Origin of the sequence: uncultured Porticoccus sp. (genome assembly GCF_963975625.1) — a bacterium.
In the GTDB taxonomy this organism is placed as follows: domain Bacteria; phylum Pseudomonadota; class Gammaproteobacteria; order Pseudomonadales; family Porticoccaceae; genus Porticoccus.
In genome coordinates, this window is record NZ_CAXBHS010000002.1 from 232,613 (window position 1) to 247,436 (window position 14,824).

Below are 14,824 nucleotides of genomic sequence, written 5' to 3' on the forward strand. Positions count from 1 at the left end.
CTGACTGGCGGGTCCTAAATCCGCATAGCACCGTGGGTCTATACAGGCTAAAATTCACACCCTCCGCACACCGGACATGACAGACTGAAACCCTATGGAGAATGCTGTGGAACGTGAATATATGGATTACGACATCGTTATTGTCGGGGCCGGGCCAGCGGGCTTATCAGCGGCCTGCCGCTTGAAACAGATCAACCCCGACCTGTCTGTTGTGGTGCTTGAAAAAGGCTCGGAAGTAGGTGCCCATATTCTCTCGGGTGCCGTCATGGAGCCAACTGCCCTGGATGAACTATTCCCCGACTGGAAAACGCTCGGCGCTCCGCTCATCACAGAGGTTCGCCAGGACAATATCTATGTATTCAACAAAACCCGGGGAATAAAGGTTCCATCCCTGTTTGTTCCTAAAACCATGCACAATGCCGGCAATTACATTATCAGTCTTGGTAATTTCTGTCGCTGGATGGCTGAACAGGCCGAACAGCTGGGTGTAGAAATTTTTCCCGGTTTCGCTGCCGCAGAAGTGCTCTACGATGATAAAAATAACGTTCGGGGCGTTGTAACCGGCGATATGGGCCTCGCAGCCGATGGCAGCCAGAAAACGGACTATACCCCCGGCATGGAACTCCGGGGAAAATACACATTTTTTGCCGAGGGATGCCGGGGACACCTGGGAAAACAGCTGATTGAGCACTTTTCCCTCGATGACAACGCCTTACAGCCACAGCACTATGGTATTGGCATCAAGGAGCTCTGGCAGGTCCCACCAGAGAAACACTACCCGGGGCTTGTGGTTCACAGTGCGGGCTGGCCACTGAGTGAAACAGGTTCTTCCGGTGGCGGCTTTCTGTACCATATGGAAGACAATCTTGTAGCAGTGGGCCTGACGATAGACCTCTCCTATTCCAACCCGCATCTCAGCCCATTTGATGAATTCCAGCGCTACAAACAACACCCTGTCATCAAACAGTATCTAGAGGGAGGAGAAAGAGTATCCTACGGTGCTCGAGCTCTGGTTAAAGGTGGCATGCAATCTCTGCCAAAAATGACCTTCAGTGGTGGAGTTTTGTTGGGAGATAATGCCGGCACACTCAATTTTGCAAAAATTAAGGGTATCCATTGTGCGATGAAAACCGGCATGATCGCTGCAGAAAGTGCTGCAGAGGCCATTGCGAGCAACAGGCAACAGGATGAACTGACAGCCTTCAACAGCAACTATCAGTCAAGCTGGGCTTATCAGGAACTGCACAGGCACCGCAATTTTGGCCCCGCACAACACAAATGGGGCAATATTATCGGCTCAGCCTATGCTTTTATCGATATCAATATTTTCAATGGTCACCTGCCCTGGACACTCACCGATCCCAGACCGGATCATGCCAGACTCAAGCCAGCCTCAGAGTCAAAAACCATTGACTATCCAAAACCGGATAACAGACTCACCTTCGACAAACTGTCCTCGGTCTTCATTTCCAACACCAATCACGAAGAGGCACAACCCTGTCACTTGAAATTGGTAAATCCTGAGATACCAATCAGCCACAATCTGCCCCTTTATGATGAACCTGCTCAGCGCTATTGCCCCGCTGGAGTTTATGAAGTTGTTGAGGAGACAGGGGGAGAAAAGCGTTTTCAGATCAATGCACAGAACTGTGTGCACTGTAAAACCTGTGATATCAAGGATCCCAGCCAGAATATTATATGGGTTGCACCCGAGGGTGGCGGCGGGCCAAACTACCCAAATATGTAGTTATAAATTAAATAGTTATCTATTTAATCTCACAAGATATCTAGGTATTGCTGACCACATGGGGCATGTCGCGACCCCCGAGTTGAATAGGTTTGTGGCGCACCTATGTAGAATGATGAACTTCTGTCCGACTGGCATTGGCACTTGAATGGGCAATTTTATCGTCGCGCAATTGCCCGCGATTACCCATGGTGATACCGATGCCACCTATGAAGTTTAAAAAGTCTTCTTTATCTTCTACTGCCGCGCCATAACTGATATTGAAATACGCCTCAACCGCACCCTGAGCTAGAGCCCAGCAGGCCATGTAATGATAATGGGGCGGTACATCCTCGAGCACGCCCTTCTCTATAAGCTTGGCAAGCATCGAATGTAGCGCATCCACATTGGAGCGTCGCAATGCATGCAGTTCATCCATTTTATCAACCACTTCATGATTGTCATGGAGCCGGACTTCCAGCAATTGCACCAGACGATCCAGTGATGGGTCAGCGAGACGGGCCTGAAAATAGGAGCGAGCGGCAGCCCCGGGATCACCCGCTTCTGCAGCTTCAATTCCCTGGCGAAGGTTTTCAGTGATATGGCGCTCATAATCGAGCACGATACGCATCAGAATTTCTGTTTTGGTGAGAAAGTGTTTGTAAATGGTCCCTTTACCGACACCGGCTTCACGGGAGATGGCGGACACGGTTACCTTGTCAACACCGTCCCTGATCAGCAGGCACAGCGCCTTCTCAATAATCGTTTCCTCGCGTTCCAGGAAACGCTTTTTCTTTGCGCGAATTTTTTCAGTGCTATCCGAGATTGATCGTGGCATCAGATACTCTAGAGGGATTTGCCAGCGGACGATGATTGTCCGATGAAAACTCAAATACTGTCAATGGTCACATAAGTGAACCCGGAGCAGTAGCCCGGCGAGTCGTGGACTCTTCAATGGAGGATGATATAATGCGCGCCGCCGGTGTGTAGCGCAGCCTGGTAGCGCACTTCCTTCGGGAGGAAGGGGTCGGAGGTTCGAATCCTCTCACACCGACCAATTATTAAACCCACGTTCTCGTGGGTTTTTTATTGCTCTCGGCGTCCAGTCATCAACTCCTGTCATCTTTAAATAATTCAGGGTCGCTGTAACGTTTTTCAGGTTGATAGCTGCCATAGGTGTTTAATAAATCGCCCCAAATACTGCTACCTGCACAATGGAAGTAGCGCAGTTTCTTCGCCATTGCCGCTTCGCGACACCGGTCAGCTGTCAGGAACTGGCTACCCTGTAATGTAAAGGTTTCATCAAACGGGCTGTCCTTGACCAGCAGATCATAGGTAGGATAAAACAGATAAACACCAACCAGGATCATAATCACTATAACGGATTTCATTGGCGTTTCTCCCGAGTCCCTGCATACAAAGACATGATAGCCCTGAAAATATCAAAGACGGGTATCCTTAAGACGGAACCAAATCACAAAGCTGGCCAGAAAACAGGACAAAGAACCCAACTGGAAAGCCATCAGCGGGCTGAAATCCCATATTAGCCCCCCTGCCCCGGAGCCAACGGCGCCACCAAACCCCAGACAAAATGCACTGTACAGGGCCTGGGCCTTACCCTGATTACCTGCTTCAAACAGGCGGCGTATGCAATCAATACCCGCTGCATGATAGGCCCCAAAGGTCAACGCATGACAAACCTGTGCAAGCACCAATATCACGGGTTGTTCGGGAAAGTAGCCTATCAATAGCCAGCGCAATGTGGCGACCAACAGGCAACTGATCATAATTATACGCACACCAAAACGTGGTAAAAGACGGTGCATGATGACAAACAGAAACACCTCCGCAATGACACCCACTGACCACAAGACACCGATCTCACTCCTGCTGTAATCGTGAGACTCCATGTAAATACTGAAGAAACTGTAATAGATGCCATGGGACAGCTGCATCAGCATGCCTGCCACAAAAAAAGCCACCACAACGGGTTGTTTTAGGACTGATGCAAATGTCTGCGAGACGACCTCAAACTGTCGATAGGCAGGCGTGGGCACAGCGAGGCTGGACAGGAAAATTCCCACCAGCAACAGCAGGCCGATGACGGGCAATGTATCGATGCTGTATCTGTCGAACCAGGCACCACTGCCCAACACAAACACAATAAAGCCAACAGAACCCCACACCCGGATACGACTGTAGTTTTCTGGTCGTTGATGTAAAAAACTGGTGGTTACCACCTCTTGCTGGGGCAACACTGCATTCCAGAAAAAACTGTATCCAGCCATCACCAATGTAATGGCCCAGAAGCCCTGGTTAATAAAAATGCCGGCAAAGCACAGACAGGCCAGCAATGCACCCAAACGAATAATTGCCAACCGCTCACCGGTATAATCGGCAATCCAGGCCCAAATATTTGGCGCAATCACCTTGGTGGCCATCGGAATAGCCAGTAAAAAGCCTATTTCGGTAGCCGTGTAGCCAAGCGACTGCAAGTAAAGAGACCAATAGGGAAACAGCGCGCCCAACAGGCCAAAGAAACAAAAATAGAACGCAGACAACCGCCAGTATGGAACTGCCTCGTGAGTCACAAAAAAACAGTTGTCTAGCTGGCAGGGATTGGTGGCAGGCCGCTGTCCACATGGATATTCTGGGCACGATGACGCAACAGGTGATCCATCAGAGTAATCGCGAGCATAGCCTCAGCAATCGGCGTGGCACGAATACCCACGCAGGGATCATGTCTTCCAGTGGTCACAACATCAATCGCATTGCCATTGATATCTACTGAACGGCCAGGAACCCGCAAGCTGCTGGTCGGTTTTAACGCCAGATGAGCAACGATATTCTGACCCGAGGAAATACCACCAAGCACACCTCCGGCATGGTTGGACAGAAAGCCCTCGGGGGTGATTTCATCGCGATGATCGGTACCTCGCTGGGCAACCGAATCAAATCCGGCACCGATTTCAACACCTTTAACGGCATTGATACTCATCAGACCATGGGCGATCTCCGCATCAAGCCGATCAAATACCGGTTCACCCAGGCCCGGCGGGACACCCGTGGCAATGACGGTGATTTTTGCGCCGACAGAGTCACCCTCCTTGAGCAGCTGCTGCATGTAAGTTTCCATTTCCGGAACCTTGTCGGGATCGGGGCAAAAGAAGGGGTTGTTTTCTATCTCATCCAAGAAAACCTTCTCGGCTTTGATCGGACCCAGTTGTGAGAGGTATCCACGAATCGTTATACCGGCAACTTCTCTCAGATATTTTTTGGCAATCGCGCCAGCCGCGACGCGCATGGCGGTTTCGCGTGCAGACGACCGACCACCCCCACGGTAATCCCGAATACCATATTTCTGAAAATAGGTGTAATCAGCGTGCGCTGGCCGAAACTGATCCTTGATATTCGAATAATCCTTAGAGCGTTGGTCAGTATTCTCAATGATTAATCCGATCGGGGTTCCAGTCGTCCTGCCCTCAAATGTGCCCGACAGGATTTTCACCTGATCACCTTCACGTCGCTGCGTGGTATAGCGTGACTGACCCGGTTTGCGCCGATCCAGGTCCCGTTGCATGTCCTGTTCGGTTAAACACAGTCCAGGGGGACAGCCATCGACAATACAACCCAGGGCAGCACCATGGCTTTCACCGAAGGTGGTCACGGTAAACAGCTTGCCAATGGTATTGCCAGACATAGGATTTTCCAGGTTATCGGTTCGTAAGAATGCCCGCATCAACTCTCCTGAGGACAAGAGATACAAAGGCAGCAAGACAGGAATTTTATACGATCAGCTTTACTCTGTCGTGGTTAGTCGATGTCCAATGACAAACGATGTGCACGTAGCTGTTGTGTGGTCAACAAAAAAACCCCATGACCACCCCGCTCAAAGTCTATCCAGAGGAATGATATGGCCGGAAATGCATCCTCGAGAGCCAGCCATGAATTCCCCACCTCAACAATCAGAGAACCCTCCTCTGTGAGATAATCCAGTGCCTCATTAATCAGACGGCGAGTAAAATCCAGACCATCAATCCCCGAAGCTAGCCCGATAGCCGGTTCGTGCAGAAACTCACTGGGCATGTCTGCGAGATCCTCTGCATCCACATAGGGGGGGTTCGCGACGATCAGATCAAAACGTTGACCGCAGAGACCGGCAAACAGATCTGATTCTGCAGTGATAACGCGTTCACTGAGCTGATAACGTTGGATATTTTTCTCGGCCACATCCAGTGCATCAACCGAGATATCACTTAGTACCACGCGGGCCTCCGGGAAGTAATGGGCGCAGGCAATGCCAATGCAGCCACTGCCGCTACAGAGGTCCAGAACAGTCGCCGGCGAGGTTTTTAACCAGGGAGAAAACTCTGATTCCATCAGTTCGGCAATTGGTGACCGTGGCACCAATACTCGCTGATCTACAGCGAACGACAACCCGGCAAACCAAGCCTCACCAATGATATAAGCTGCCGGAATACGTTCGCTAATCCGCCGGTCAAATAAGCTAGTGATACGCGATTGCTCGTCAGTGGAAAGTGACCGCTGCAGGACACTGACATCACTATCCCAGGGCAGACTCAAAGCAAACAATACCAAACTGAGAGCCTCGTCCCAGGCATTGTCAGTGCCGTGACCAAAACACAATCCTTTAGCTTCAAAGCGCTCTGCACCCCAGTTGATAAAATCGCCAACTTTGGCGGGTATTATTCTTTGATTTTTCATGCTGTCATTTTACTTTTGCTGTCAACAAATGGCTTTAGGTTTACCTATCGCCAACGTAGGGTTATGCTCCGGCTTCTAAAGCTAAAGGCCGAGAATATTTGTGAAAATTACCGATTGCTACACCCATATTATTGAGTCTACGGGGGAAAAGGTTTCCCGGGCAGGACTCAAGGATACACCCAAGCGCGCAGCCAAAGCATTTGAGTTTATGACCCGTGGCTATCACCAGAATCTTGATGACGTGATCAATGGAGCCCTGTTTCCCTCTGATGCTAATGAAATGGTTATCGTCAAGGACATCGAGCTCTATTCACTTTGCGAACATCACTTACTGCCATTCATCGGCAAATGTCATGTTGCTTATATTCCTGATGGAAAGGTGCTGGGTCTTTCAAAGGTTGCCAGAATTGTCGACATGTATGCTCGTCGTCTCCAGATTCAGGAGACACTGGTAGCCCAGATAGCGAATACCATTGAATCGGTCACCGGGGCAAATGGGGTTGGAGTCATTATTGAAGCCAAACACATGTGCATGATGATGCGGGGTGTAGAGAAGCAAAACTCGGTAATGAAAACGTCCGCCATGCTAGGCTCATTTAGAGACAATCAAGCCACCCGCAATGAGCTCCTCTCACTGATCAACTGTTAGTTTCTCGTTGAATCGGTTAAAACTTTCAGGGGGGGTATCCGCGGATTCAGCCCGGCTCTGGAATCGTCAACCACTTCAGTTCAGCACAACCTCGGCTGAAAGCTGTGACATCAAGGCAAGCCAGTGAACTGGTGGTCATTGACCACCCCAAGCCAGTCTGATCTGTCAAATACTCAAGAAGTTTGCCAATTAGAGGCTGATGGCCAAGCAATAGTACCGTCTCTTCCATCATGGAATTCACGCGGCTTTCAACGGCAGACACACTACTTTCGGGACATAGCACATCATCAAACAACAGTGGCCCCTGATAATTCAGTGTTTCTGCCAAAACTGTCATGCTTTGCCGGGCACGAAGAACCGGGCTGCAGAGCACTAAAGCAAGCCCGAACAGTTCCGTGCGATGCTGCGACAATACAGATTCGAGGTTCTTTTTGCCCTCAACCGACAATGACCTTTCACCCGCCATGTCACTGTAGGGTGCATCGCCGTGGCGCAGTAGGTAGATCAGCACCAGCTTTTATTACTCGCTTTTTTCCTTTTGAGCATCATCAACTGATGACGCTTCCCCCCCAGATTTCTGACTGACAAAAGAGGGCACATCTTCATCTGAAGCAGAGGAATACTCGGCAGCAGGTATCTCGTCCACTTCCGCGTCCGCCCAGTGATCCACCACAGAGGCCTGAGTTTCAGGCCAATCTGAAAAGGGATAGGGTTTTTCCTCAGAGTTGTAGGTGAGGAAAAGAACCGCCTGACAGACCCATTGAGCAGTACCCTGCCCCAATGTTCTCAGATTACGGTTATCCTCCCCGCTAACCAATACCACCAAGAACTGGATGATAGTAACAATCAGTACAACAAAACGTGCGACCACTAACAATATGACAAACAGAATCATATAGAGCAGTCGAATCCAGGTATCGACATTTAATACATTGATCTTAAACGTCTCTTTCATGACATTCCCCTGCAGTAAATTCAACATCGGTACTTTGCTCAGCGAGCATCAGACTACTGAGCACCTCACTAACCGGCTTTTTATTGAACATGGTTTCATAGAGAGCGCTGACCAGAGGCATATAAATACCCAATTCTTCAGCCTCCTGTTTGATGATTTTGGTGGTGTTGACGCCCTCTGCAACTTGCCCTACTTTTGCAACTGCTTGATCGAGTGTCAAGCCCTCACCCAGAGCAAAGCCTATCTGATAATTCCGGCTCAACGGGGAGGTACAGGTGACGAATAAATCACCGACCCCGCTCAACCCCAGAAAAGTCATCGGGTTCGCTCCCAGCTTGGCGGCAAACCGGCTCATTTCTGCAAGACTGCGAGTAATTAATACACTGGTGGTATTTTGTCCCATTTTCATGGCTGCACCCATACCGGCAGCAATCCCATAGATATTTTTTAAAGCACCAGCCAACTCCACACCAAAGCGATCGCGGTTGGCGTAAACGCGAAAATAGGGAGAGCCCAGCAACACTTGCACTTCCTTGCATAAACGCTCATCGTCGCTGGCAATAACTGTAGCGGTGATGGCCCTGTTGACAATTTCCTTGGCAAGATTGGGTCCACTGATAACCCCAACCCTGGCCTCTGGAAGTTCTTCTTCGAGGATTTCACTCATCAGCTTGAATGTGTTGGCTTCAATCCCTTTGGCAGTGCTGATAACCATGGCCTGGGTAGCAATATACTGTCTGGCATCTTTCGCTAAAGCGCGAAATGCAGAACTGGGGACAGAGAAGAATATAACCTCAGCCCCCTCTAGGCTTCCATGTAGGTCACTGGATACTTGTAAGTTCTGGTGTAACTGATAGCCGGGAAGGTAGAGGTGGTTTTCACGTGTTTGGCGGCAGCGTGCAACATTCTCTTCATCCCGCATCCACAAGACCACATTGCGACCATTGGTAGCAATCATATTGGCAATGGCGGTACCAAACGTACCGCCACCCAGTACTGCAATTTTTTGTGGTGCCACCATGCTTTCAACTTCTGATTATCGTTGTTTCCGGGATTATAGGTTGAAGCCAAGGAGCACGGCTATGATGCTCCCTCAAACAACAGCTGGTTGAGTCGGCGAACGAAGAGGCTGGGGTTATCCAGTTGATCACCGGCGGACAGCACAGCCTGATCGTAAAGCAATGACACCAGATCAGCACATCGTTCAGTATCGTCCTCCTTGCTCAGCTGGTTGATAAGCGGATGATGGACATTGATCTCGAGTGTCGGTTTATCTGTAGGAACTGGCTGCCCAGCAGCTTCCATCAATTTTCGCATTTGCGGACTCAATGCATCCTCAGCATACACGAGACAGGCAGGAGAGTCCGTCAACCGTCGGGTTTCTCTGACAGTTTCGACCTTGTCACTCAGGCGACTGGCAATTTTATCGATTAGTTCTGATGAAGCCTGTTTTTTCTCACCGTCACTATCTTCATTCTCCGAGTCGTCAGTAAGAACGGTATCCTCCAGCTCTCCTTTTGCAATGTCCTGCAGCACTTTCCCTTCAAACTCATGAATATGGGAAATCGTCCATTCATCGAGGCGCTCGGTCAACAAAAGCACTTCTACATTCCGCTTGCGGAAGACCTCAAGGTAGGCACTGTTACGGGCTGCAATCATATTATCTGCCACAAGATAGTATATTTTTTCCTGCCCTTCCTTCATGCGGGACAGATAATCTGCCAATGAAGCCGTTTCCTTTTCATCTTCTGTCTTGGTCGTGGCAAAACGAAGCAGTCCCGCAATACGCTCACGGTTCGCATAATCCTCTGCCGGTCCCTCCTTCAAAACGGTACCGAACTCCTTCCACATTTTGTCATAGTCATCCGGTGACTCTTTGGCCATTTTGTCCAGCATATCCAGCACGCGCTTTACCAGTGCGGAACGGATGGAGTCCACAGCGGGACTGTGCTGTAGAATTTCCCGTGAGACATTCAGTGGTAGATCGTTGGAATCCAGGACCCCTCGAATAAAGCGTAAGTATGAAGGTAAGAACTGTGAAGCATCATCCATAATAAAGGTGCGCTGAATGTACAGCTTCAGCCCCCGGGCAACGTCACGATTATAAAGATCAAAAGGTGCATGCCCCGGCACATAGAGCAGACTTGTGTAATCCAGCTTGCCTTCGACCCGATTGTGAGACCAGATCAACGGCTCCATGAAATCATGGGTGAGGTGCTTATAGAACTCTTTATATTCCTCATCGGTTATCTCATTACGCGGGCGCGTCCACAGGGCGGTTGCCTTGTTTATTACTTCATATTTATAAACCGGCGCTTCAGTATTTTCTTCTGCGTCAGGGTCGGGTTTTCTAATGGCCACCGGGATGCCGATATGGTCCGAGTATTTCTTGACGATATTGTGCACCCGCAGCTGACTGGCAAACTCCAGCGCATCATCTTTTAAATGCAACGTAATGGAAGTGCCGCGAGAAGGCTTTTCTATGTCTTCAATGCTGTACTCAGCTTCGCCTTCACAGGTCCAGCGAACAGCCTGATTATCGCTCGCACCAGCACGCCGCGTTTCAACCACAACTTTGTCAGCAACAATAAAAGCAGAATAGAACCCGACACCAAACTGGCCAATCAATTGGGCATCTTTGCGCTGATCTCCCGAGAGGGTATTTAAGAATTGTGCAGTACCAGACTTAGCAATAGTTCCAAGATTTTCAATCACCTCCTCCTTCGACATGCCGACGCCATTATCATGCAGCGTTATGATTCCGGCATCGGGATCCAGATCTATTTTGATCTGCAGGTCGCTATCGCCATCGTAAAGCCCATTATCGGACAGCGCTTCAAATCGCAGTTTGTCCGCAGCATCGGAAGCATTTGAAATCAACTCCCTGAGAAAGATTTCCCGGTTACTATAAAGTGAGTGAATCATCAGGTGCAGAAGCTGTTTGGCCTCTGTTTGAAAACCGTGGGTTTCAACAGTCATGGCTGCCATCGTCTCCTTGTTACAAAGTTAAAAGCGAAATGTTTTTTGGCTGGTGCAGAAATGGGGGCAGCAAACCAAAAATCAAGCACGCCGTTGAAATTCCTGACAGAAATAAATGTTTATTCACGAAATCATTGCTTAAATCAGCTTTCATGAGCTCAATAAAAAAGGCGGCCCGTTCAGACCGCCTTTTTGAACAACTGGAAAGATCAGCACTACCAGCCAGTGACGTCCTTAAGAGCATTACCGATTTCCGCCAGACTGCGCACGGTTTTGACACCTGCATCTTCCAGGGCGGCAAACTTTTCATCCGCCGTACCCTTGCCACCCGCAATAATAGCGCCCGCATGGCCCATACGTTTCCCAGCCGGGGCTGTCACACCCGCAATGTAGGATACAACCGGTTTAGTAACGTTATGTTTGATGTACATGGCGGCTTCCTCTTCGGCAGTACCACCAATCTCGCCAATCATGACAATCGCCTCGGTAGCCGGGTCTTTTTCAAACAGGGCCAGTATGTCTATAAAATTGGACCCCGGTATCGGATCACCACCGATACCCACACAGGTGGACTGGCCAAACCCTGAGTCAGTGGTCTGTTTGACCGCTTCATAGGTCAAGGTGCCGGAACGGGATACAATTCCCACTCTGCCCGGCAAGTGAATATGGCCGGGCATGATGCCGATTTTTGATTCACCCGGCGTGATCACACCGGGACAGTTTGGCCCGATCAGCCGTACACCCAATTCATCGCACTTGACTTTACAGTCCAGCATATCCAGCGTGGGAATACCTTCCGTAATACAGACAATCAACTGGATTCCCGCATTGGCAGCCTCAAGGATGGAATCCTTGCAGAAAGGTGCCGGCACATAGATAACAGAGGCCTCAGCCGCCGTCTGGGCAACGGCATCCGCCACCGTATTAAACACTGGCAAACCAAGATGGGTTGAGCCGCCTTTACCCGGTGTAACACCGCCCACCATATTGGTGCCGTAGGCAATCGCCTGCTCGGAGTGAAAGGTTCCCTGACCACCGGTAATCCCCTGACAGATCACTCTGGTCGATTTATTGATCAAAATTGCCATTACTGGTTACCCTCCGCTGCTTTTACCACTTGCTCAGCCGCATCCGTAAGGCTGGTAGCCGCAATAATATTCAATCCGCTGTCAGCAAGAAGCTTGGAGCCAAGCTCGGCATTGTTGCCTTCCAGGCGCACCACTACAGGCACCTTAACACCCACTTCTTCAACGGCACCGATAACGCCCTCCGCAATCAAATCACAGCGAACAATGCCACCGAAAATATTGATCAAAACCGCTTCGACCTTGTCGTCAGAGAGGATAATTTTAAAAGCTTCAACCACACGTTCTTTGGTCGCGCCACCACCCACATCCAGAAAATTAGCCGGTTGACCACCGTGCAATTTGACAATATCCATCGTACCCATAGCGAGGCCGGCACCATTCACCATACAACCGATATTTCCGTCCAGGGCTACATAGTTGAGATCCCATCTGGCGGCGTGAGCTTCGCGGGCATCTTCCTGCGAAGGGTCATGCATACCCTGTAATTTCTTTTGACGATACATGGCATTGCTATCAATATTAATCTTGCCGTCGAGACAATGCAGACTACCTTCTTCAGTAATGACCAGCGGATTAATCTCCAGCAGTGCAAGATCATAATCATGGAATAACTTAGACAGGCCGAGAAATAGCTTGGAGAACTGTTTAATCTGCTCAGCGTTGAGGCCCAGCTTAAAGCCCAACTCCCGAGCCTGGTAGGGCTGTGCTCCTGTGAGCGGATCAATTATCGCCTTGAGAATTTTCTCTGGGGTTTCTTCCGCGACTTTCTCGATTTCAACGCCACCTTCTGTGGAAGCCATAAAAACCACGCGACGGGTTGAGCGGTCGATAACAGCACCAAGGTATAACTCCTGGGCAATGTTTGTGACTGACTCAACAAGGATCCGACTTACTGGCTGCCCATTGTTATCCGTCTGGTATGTCACCAGACGATTACCCAGCCATTCCCGGGCAAAAGCCTCGATTTCGGCTCTGGATGTCACCAGTTTGACGCCCCCCGCTTTGCCTCTGCCGCCAGCATGTACCTGTGCTTTTACTACCCAGCGGTCACCGCCAATCACATCGGCAGCCGCAACAGCCTCTTTGACAGTTTCTGCTGCTATGCCCTCGGATACTGGCAGACCATACTCAGCAAACAGCTGCTTTGCCTGATATTCGTGAAGGTTCATTGTCATTCCCGTTCAGTCGGTTAAGGATAATAAATAAGAAAACTCCGCAGATCGTAGAGAACTGCGGAGTTATAAGACAAAAACTATTTCCGTTTCTTGCGGTTCGGTATATGAATGGCGTGACCATTAACTGCCAGTGCCGCCTCGTGCACCGACTCTGATAGCGTCGGATGTGCAAAGACCGTCATACCAATATCTTCTGCACTCGACCCAAATTCCATCGCAATCGCCACTTGCTGCACAAGATCCGCTGCACTGGGACCGACGATATGGCATCCGAGGATACGGTCTGTTTCAGCGTGAGCAATCAGTTTTACCATCCCTTCACTGTCATTTGCTGCAAGCGCGCGACCACTGGCAACGAAGGGAAATACACCAATACTGTATGGCTCGCCCGCTTGCTTCAGCTGTTCTTCAGTTTTGCCAACGGAGGCAATCTCCGGGTGCGTATAGATGACATTGGGTACGATATCGTAATTCATCTGGGTTTTCTGGCCCGCAATACGCTCGGCGACCATGATGCCTTCCTCTGAACCCTTGTGAGCCAACATCGGTCCTCGCACCACATCACCTACAGCCCATACCCCAGGCGCATTAGTGGCACATTTTTCATTGACAAAGATAAAGCCACGCTCATCGAGGTTGACGCCGCAATCAGGCGCCAAAAGCCCTTCAGTGAAAGGTCGACGACCGACACAGACTATCAATTTATCAAAGGTCTCTTTGGCTTCTTCACCGTCACTGTTCTGATAGGTGACAACGACCTCTTTGGTTTTCACATCGCTGCCAGTAACCCGGCAACCCAAACGGATATCCAGCCCCTGCTTGGTAAATATCTTCAGTGATTCTTTAGCAATTTGCTGATCCATGATAGACAGGAAATCCGTCATTGCTTCGAGGAGCACAACCTTGCTACCCAGACGGTTCCACACACTTCCCAACTCCAGCCCAATGACTCCGGCACCAATCACGCCCAATCGCTTTGGTACAGACGTTAATTCGAGGGCACCAGTGGAATCGAGAATAATTTTGCCGTCAATGGGGGCCACTGGAATGTTGATGGGCTGAGAACCTGTTGCAATAATCACGTTATCAGCAGCAAGCACTTGTTTGCCGCCTTTGTGATCGGTCAACTCAACTTCCTTCCCAGACAACAACTTACCTGTGCCGAACAGCGAAGTAACGCCATTACTTTTCAATAAACCTGCAATACCACCCGTGAGCTGCTCCACAATTTTGGTTTTGCGCTCAATCATCGCTTTTACATCGATTTTTACGTTCGTGGTGCTGATACCATGAACAGACAATTCACTTTTTGCCTCATGGTATTTATAAGAGCTATCCAGCAATGCTTTAGATGGAATGCACCCAACATTCAGGCAGGTACCTCCATTAACGCCTTCGCCCTTGGCATTTTGCCACTTTTCAATACACGCAGTCTTAAGTCCCAGCTGGGCGCAGCGAATAGCCGCAACATAGCCGGCGGGACCAGCCCCAATCACGATGACATCATATTTTTCTGTCATTACAAAT

The 14,824-nt window shown here is 49.7% G+C and carries 14 protein-coding genes and 1 tRNA gene; 3 read left to right on the forward strand and 12 right to left on the reverse strand.

Annotated elements, in window-relative coordinates; genetic code table 11:
* Positions 1 to 94: 94 nt before the first annotated feature.
* A complete protein-coding gene (locus tag AACZ64_RS03770) occupies positions 95 to 1,747 on the forward strand; it encodes an electron transfer flavoprotein-ubiquinone oxidoreductase (protein WP_339639704.1) in 1,653 nt (550 codons plus the stop codon).
* A 103-nt stretch (positions 1,748 to 1,850) separates the two neighbouring features.
* Here AACZ64_RS03770 and AACZ64_RS03775 read toward each other — a convergent pair whose 3' ends face one another.
* Positions 1,851 to 2,564: a TetR/AcrR family transcriptional regulator gene (locus AACZ64_RS03775; protein WP_293614315.1), complete on the reverse strand. Its 714-nt coding sequence runs from the start codon at positions 2,562 to 2,564 to the stop codon at positions 1,851 to 1,853.
* Positions 2,565 to 2,706: 142 nt separating this feature from the next.
* Between AACZ64_RS03775 and AACZ64_RS03780 the strand changes: the two genes are divergently transcribed.
* A tRNA-Pro gene (locus AACZ64_RS03780) sits at positions 2,707 to 2,783 on the forward strand.
* A gap of 52 nt (positions 2,784 to 2,835) precedes the next feature.
* Here the strand turns inward: AACZ64_RS03780 and AACZ64_RS03785 are convergent.
* From AACZ64_RS03785 to prmB, 4 genes are all read right to left on the reverse strand, one after another.
* Positions 2,836 to 3,117, reverse strand: a complete 282-nt coding sequence (locus AACZ64_RS03785; RefSeq protein ID WP_293614314.1) for a hypothetical protein — start codon at positions 3,115 to 3,117, stop codon at positions 2,836 to 2,838.
* Between the two features lie 51 nt (positions 3,118 to 3,168).
* Positions 3,169 to 4,317 carry an MFS transporter gene (locus AACZ64_RS03790; protein WP_293614313.1) on the reverse strand — a complete coding sequence of 383 codons (1,149 nt, stop codon included), beginning with the start codon at positions 4,315 to 4,317 and terminating at the stop codon, positions 3,169 to 3,171.
* 14 nt (positions 4,318 to 4,331) lie between these two features.
* Entirely contained in the window at positions 4,332 to 5,426 is a 1,095-nt protein-coding gene (aroC, locus tag AACZ64_RS03795; RefSeq protein ID WP_293614312.1) for a chorismate synthase, read from the reverse strand.
* A 113-nt stretch (positions 5,427 to 5,539) separates the two neighbouring features.
* Entirely contained in the window at positions 5,540 to 6,451 is a 912-nt protein-coding gene (gene prmB, locus AACZ64_RS03800; RefSeq protein WP_293614311.1) for a 50S ribosomal protein L3 N(5)-glutamine methyltransferase, read from the reverse strand.
* A 106-nt stretch (positions 6,452 to 6,557) separates the two neighbouring features.
* Between prmB and folE the strand changes: the two genes are divergently transcribed.
* Entirely contained in the window at positions 6,558 to 7,100 is a 543-nt protein-coding gene (folE, locus tag AACZ64_RS03805; protein WP_293614384.1) for a GTP cyclohydrolase I FolE, read from the forward strand.
* 46 nt (positions 7,101 to 7,146) lie between these two features.
* Here folE and AACZ64_RS03810 read toward each other — a convergent pair whose 3' ends face one another.
* The 7 genes from AACZ64_RS03810 to lpdA all read right to left on the reverse strand — a co-directional run bounded on the left by AACZ64_RS03810 (position 7,147) and on the right by lpdA (position 14,817).
* Entirely contained in the window at positions 7,147 to 7,611 is a 465-nt protein-coding gene (locus AACZ64_RS03810; protein WP_293614310.1) for a hypothetical protein, read from the reverse strand.
* Positions 7,612 to 7,620: 9 nt separating this feature from the next.
* The gene (locus AACZ64_RS03815) at positions 7,621 to 8,055 is read right to left on the reverse strand and encodes a DUF4389 domain-containing protein (protein ID WP_293614309.1); all 435 of its coding nucleotides are present in this window, start codon (positions 8,053 to 8,055) and stop codon (positions 7,621 to 7,623) included.
* Positions 8,039 to 9,076, reverse strand: coding sequence for an NAD(P)H-dependent glycerol-3-phosphate dehydrogenase (locus tag AACZ64_RS03820; protein ID WP_339639705.1), 1,038 nt, complete (start codon positions 9,074 to 9,076; stop codon positions 8,039 to 8,041). Before AACZ64_RS03820 ends, AACZ64_RS03815 begins: the two co-directional genes overlap by 17 nt.
* Positions 9,077 to 9,135: 59 nt before the next feature.
* Positions 9,136 to 11,034, reverse strand: a complete 1,899-nt coding sequence (htpG, locus tag AACZ64_RS03825) for a molecular chaperone HtpG (RefSeq protein WP_339639706.1) — start codon at positions 11,032 to 11,034, stop codon at positions 9,136 to 9,138.
* Positions 11,035 to 11,249: 215 nt separating this feature from the next.
* Positions 11,250 to 12,122 carry a succinate--CoA ligase subunit alpha gene (gene sucD, locus AACZ64_RS03830; RefSeq protein WP_293614306.1) on the reverse strand — a complete coding sequence of 291 codons (873 nt, stop codon included), beginning with the start codon at positions 12,120 to 12,122 and terminating at the stop codon, positions 11,250 to 11,252.
* Positions 12,122 to 13,291, reverse strand: a complete 1,170-nt coding sequence (gene sucC / locus AACZ64_RS03835; RefSeq protein WP_339639707.1) for an ADP-forming succinate--CoA ligase subunit beta — start codon at positions 13,289 to 13,291, stop codon at positions 12,122 to 12,124. Before sucC ends, sucD begins: the two co-directional genes overlap by 1 nt.
* 83 nt (positions 13,292 to 13,374) lie before the next feature.
* Positions 13,375 to 14,817 (reverse strand): dihydrolipoyl dehydrogenase, encoded by a 1,443-nt coding sequence (gene lpdA / locus AACZ64_RS03840; protein ID WP_339639708.1) that lies wholly within the window; start codon positions 14,815 to 14,817, stop codon positions 13,375 to 13,377.
* Positions 14,818 to 14,824: the final 7 nt, after the last annotated feature.

What these genes read in the sequence shown, in the direction of transcription:
- AACZ64_RS03770 (WP_339639704.1), top strand. Translation starts at nt 95, where the DNA reads ATGGAGAATGCTGTGGAACGTGAATATATGGATTACGACATCGTTATT.
- AACZ64_RS03775 (WP_293614315.1), bottom strand. Translation starts at nt 2,564, where the DNA reads ATGCCACGATCAATCTCGGATAGCACTGAAAAAATTCGCGCAAAGAAA.
- AACZ64_RS03785 (WP_293614314.1), bottom strand. Translation starts at nt 3,117, where the DNA reads ATGAAATCCGTTATAGTGATTATGATCCTGGTTGGTGTTTATCTGTTT.
- aroC (WP_293614312.1), bottom strand. Translation starts at nt 5,426, where the DNA reads ATGTCTGGCAATACCATTGGCAAGCTGTTTACCGTGACCACCTTCGGT.
- prmB (WP_293614311.1), bottom strand. Translation starts at nt 6,451, where the DNA reads ATGAAAAATCAAAGAATAATACCCGCCAAAGTTGGCGATTTTATCAAC.
- AACZ64_RS03815 (WP_293614309.1), bottom strand. Translation starts at nt 8,055, where the DNA reads ATGAAAGAGACGTTTAAGATCAATGTATTAAATGTCGATACCTGGATT.
- AACZ64_RS03820 (WP_339639705.1), bottom strand. Translation starts at nt 9,076, where the DNA reads ATGGTGGCACCACAAAAAATTGCAGTACTGGGTGGCGGTACGTTTGGT.
- htpG (WP_339639706.1), bottom strand. Translation starts at nt 11,034, where the DNA reads ATGACTGTTGAAACCCACGGTTTTCAAACAGAGGCCAAACAGCTTCTG.
- sucD (WP_293614306.1), bottom strand. Translation starts at nt 12,122, where the DNA reads ATGGCAATTTTGATCAATAAATCGACCAGAGTGATCTGTCAGGGGATT.
- sucC (WP_339639707.1), bottom strand. Translation starts at nt 13,291, where the DNA reads ATGAACCTTCACGAATATCAGGCAAAGCAGCTGTTTGCTGAGTATGGT.
- lpdA (WP_339639708.1), bottom strand. Translation starts at nt 14,817, where the DNA reads ATGACAGAAAAATATGATGTCATCGTGATTGGGGCTGGTCCCGCCGGC.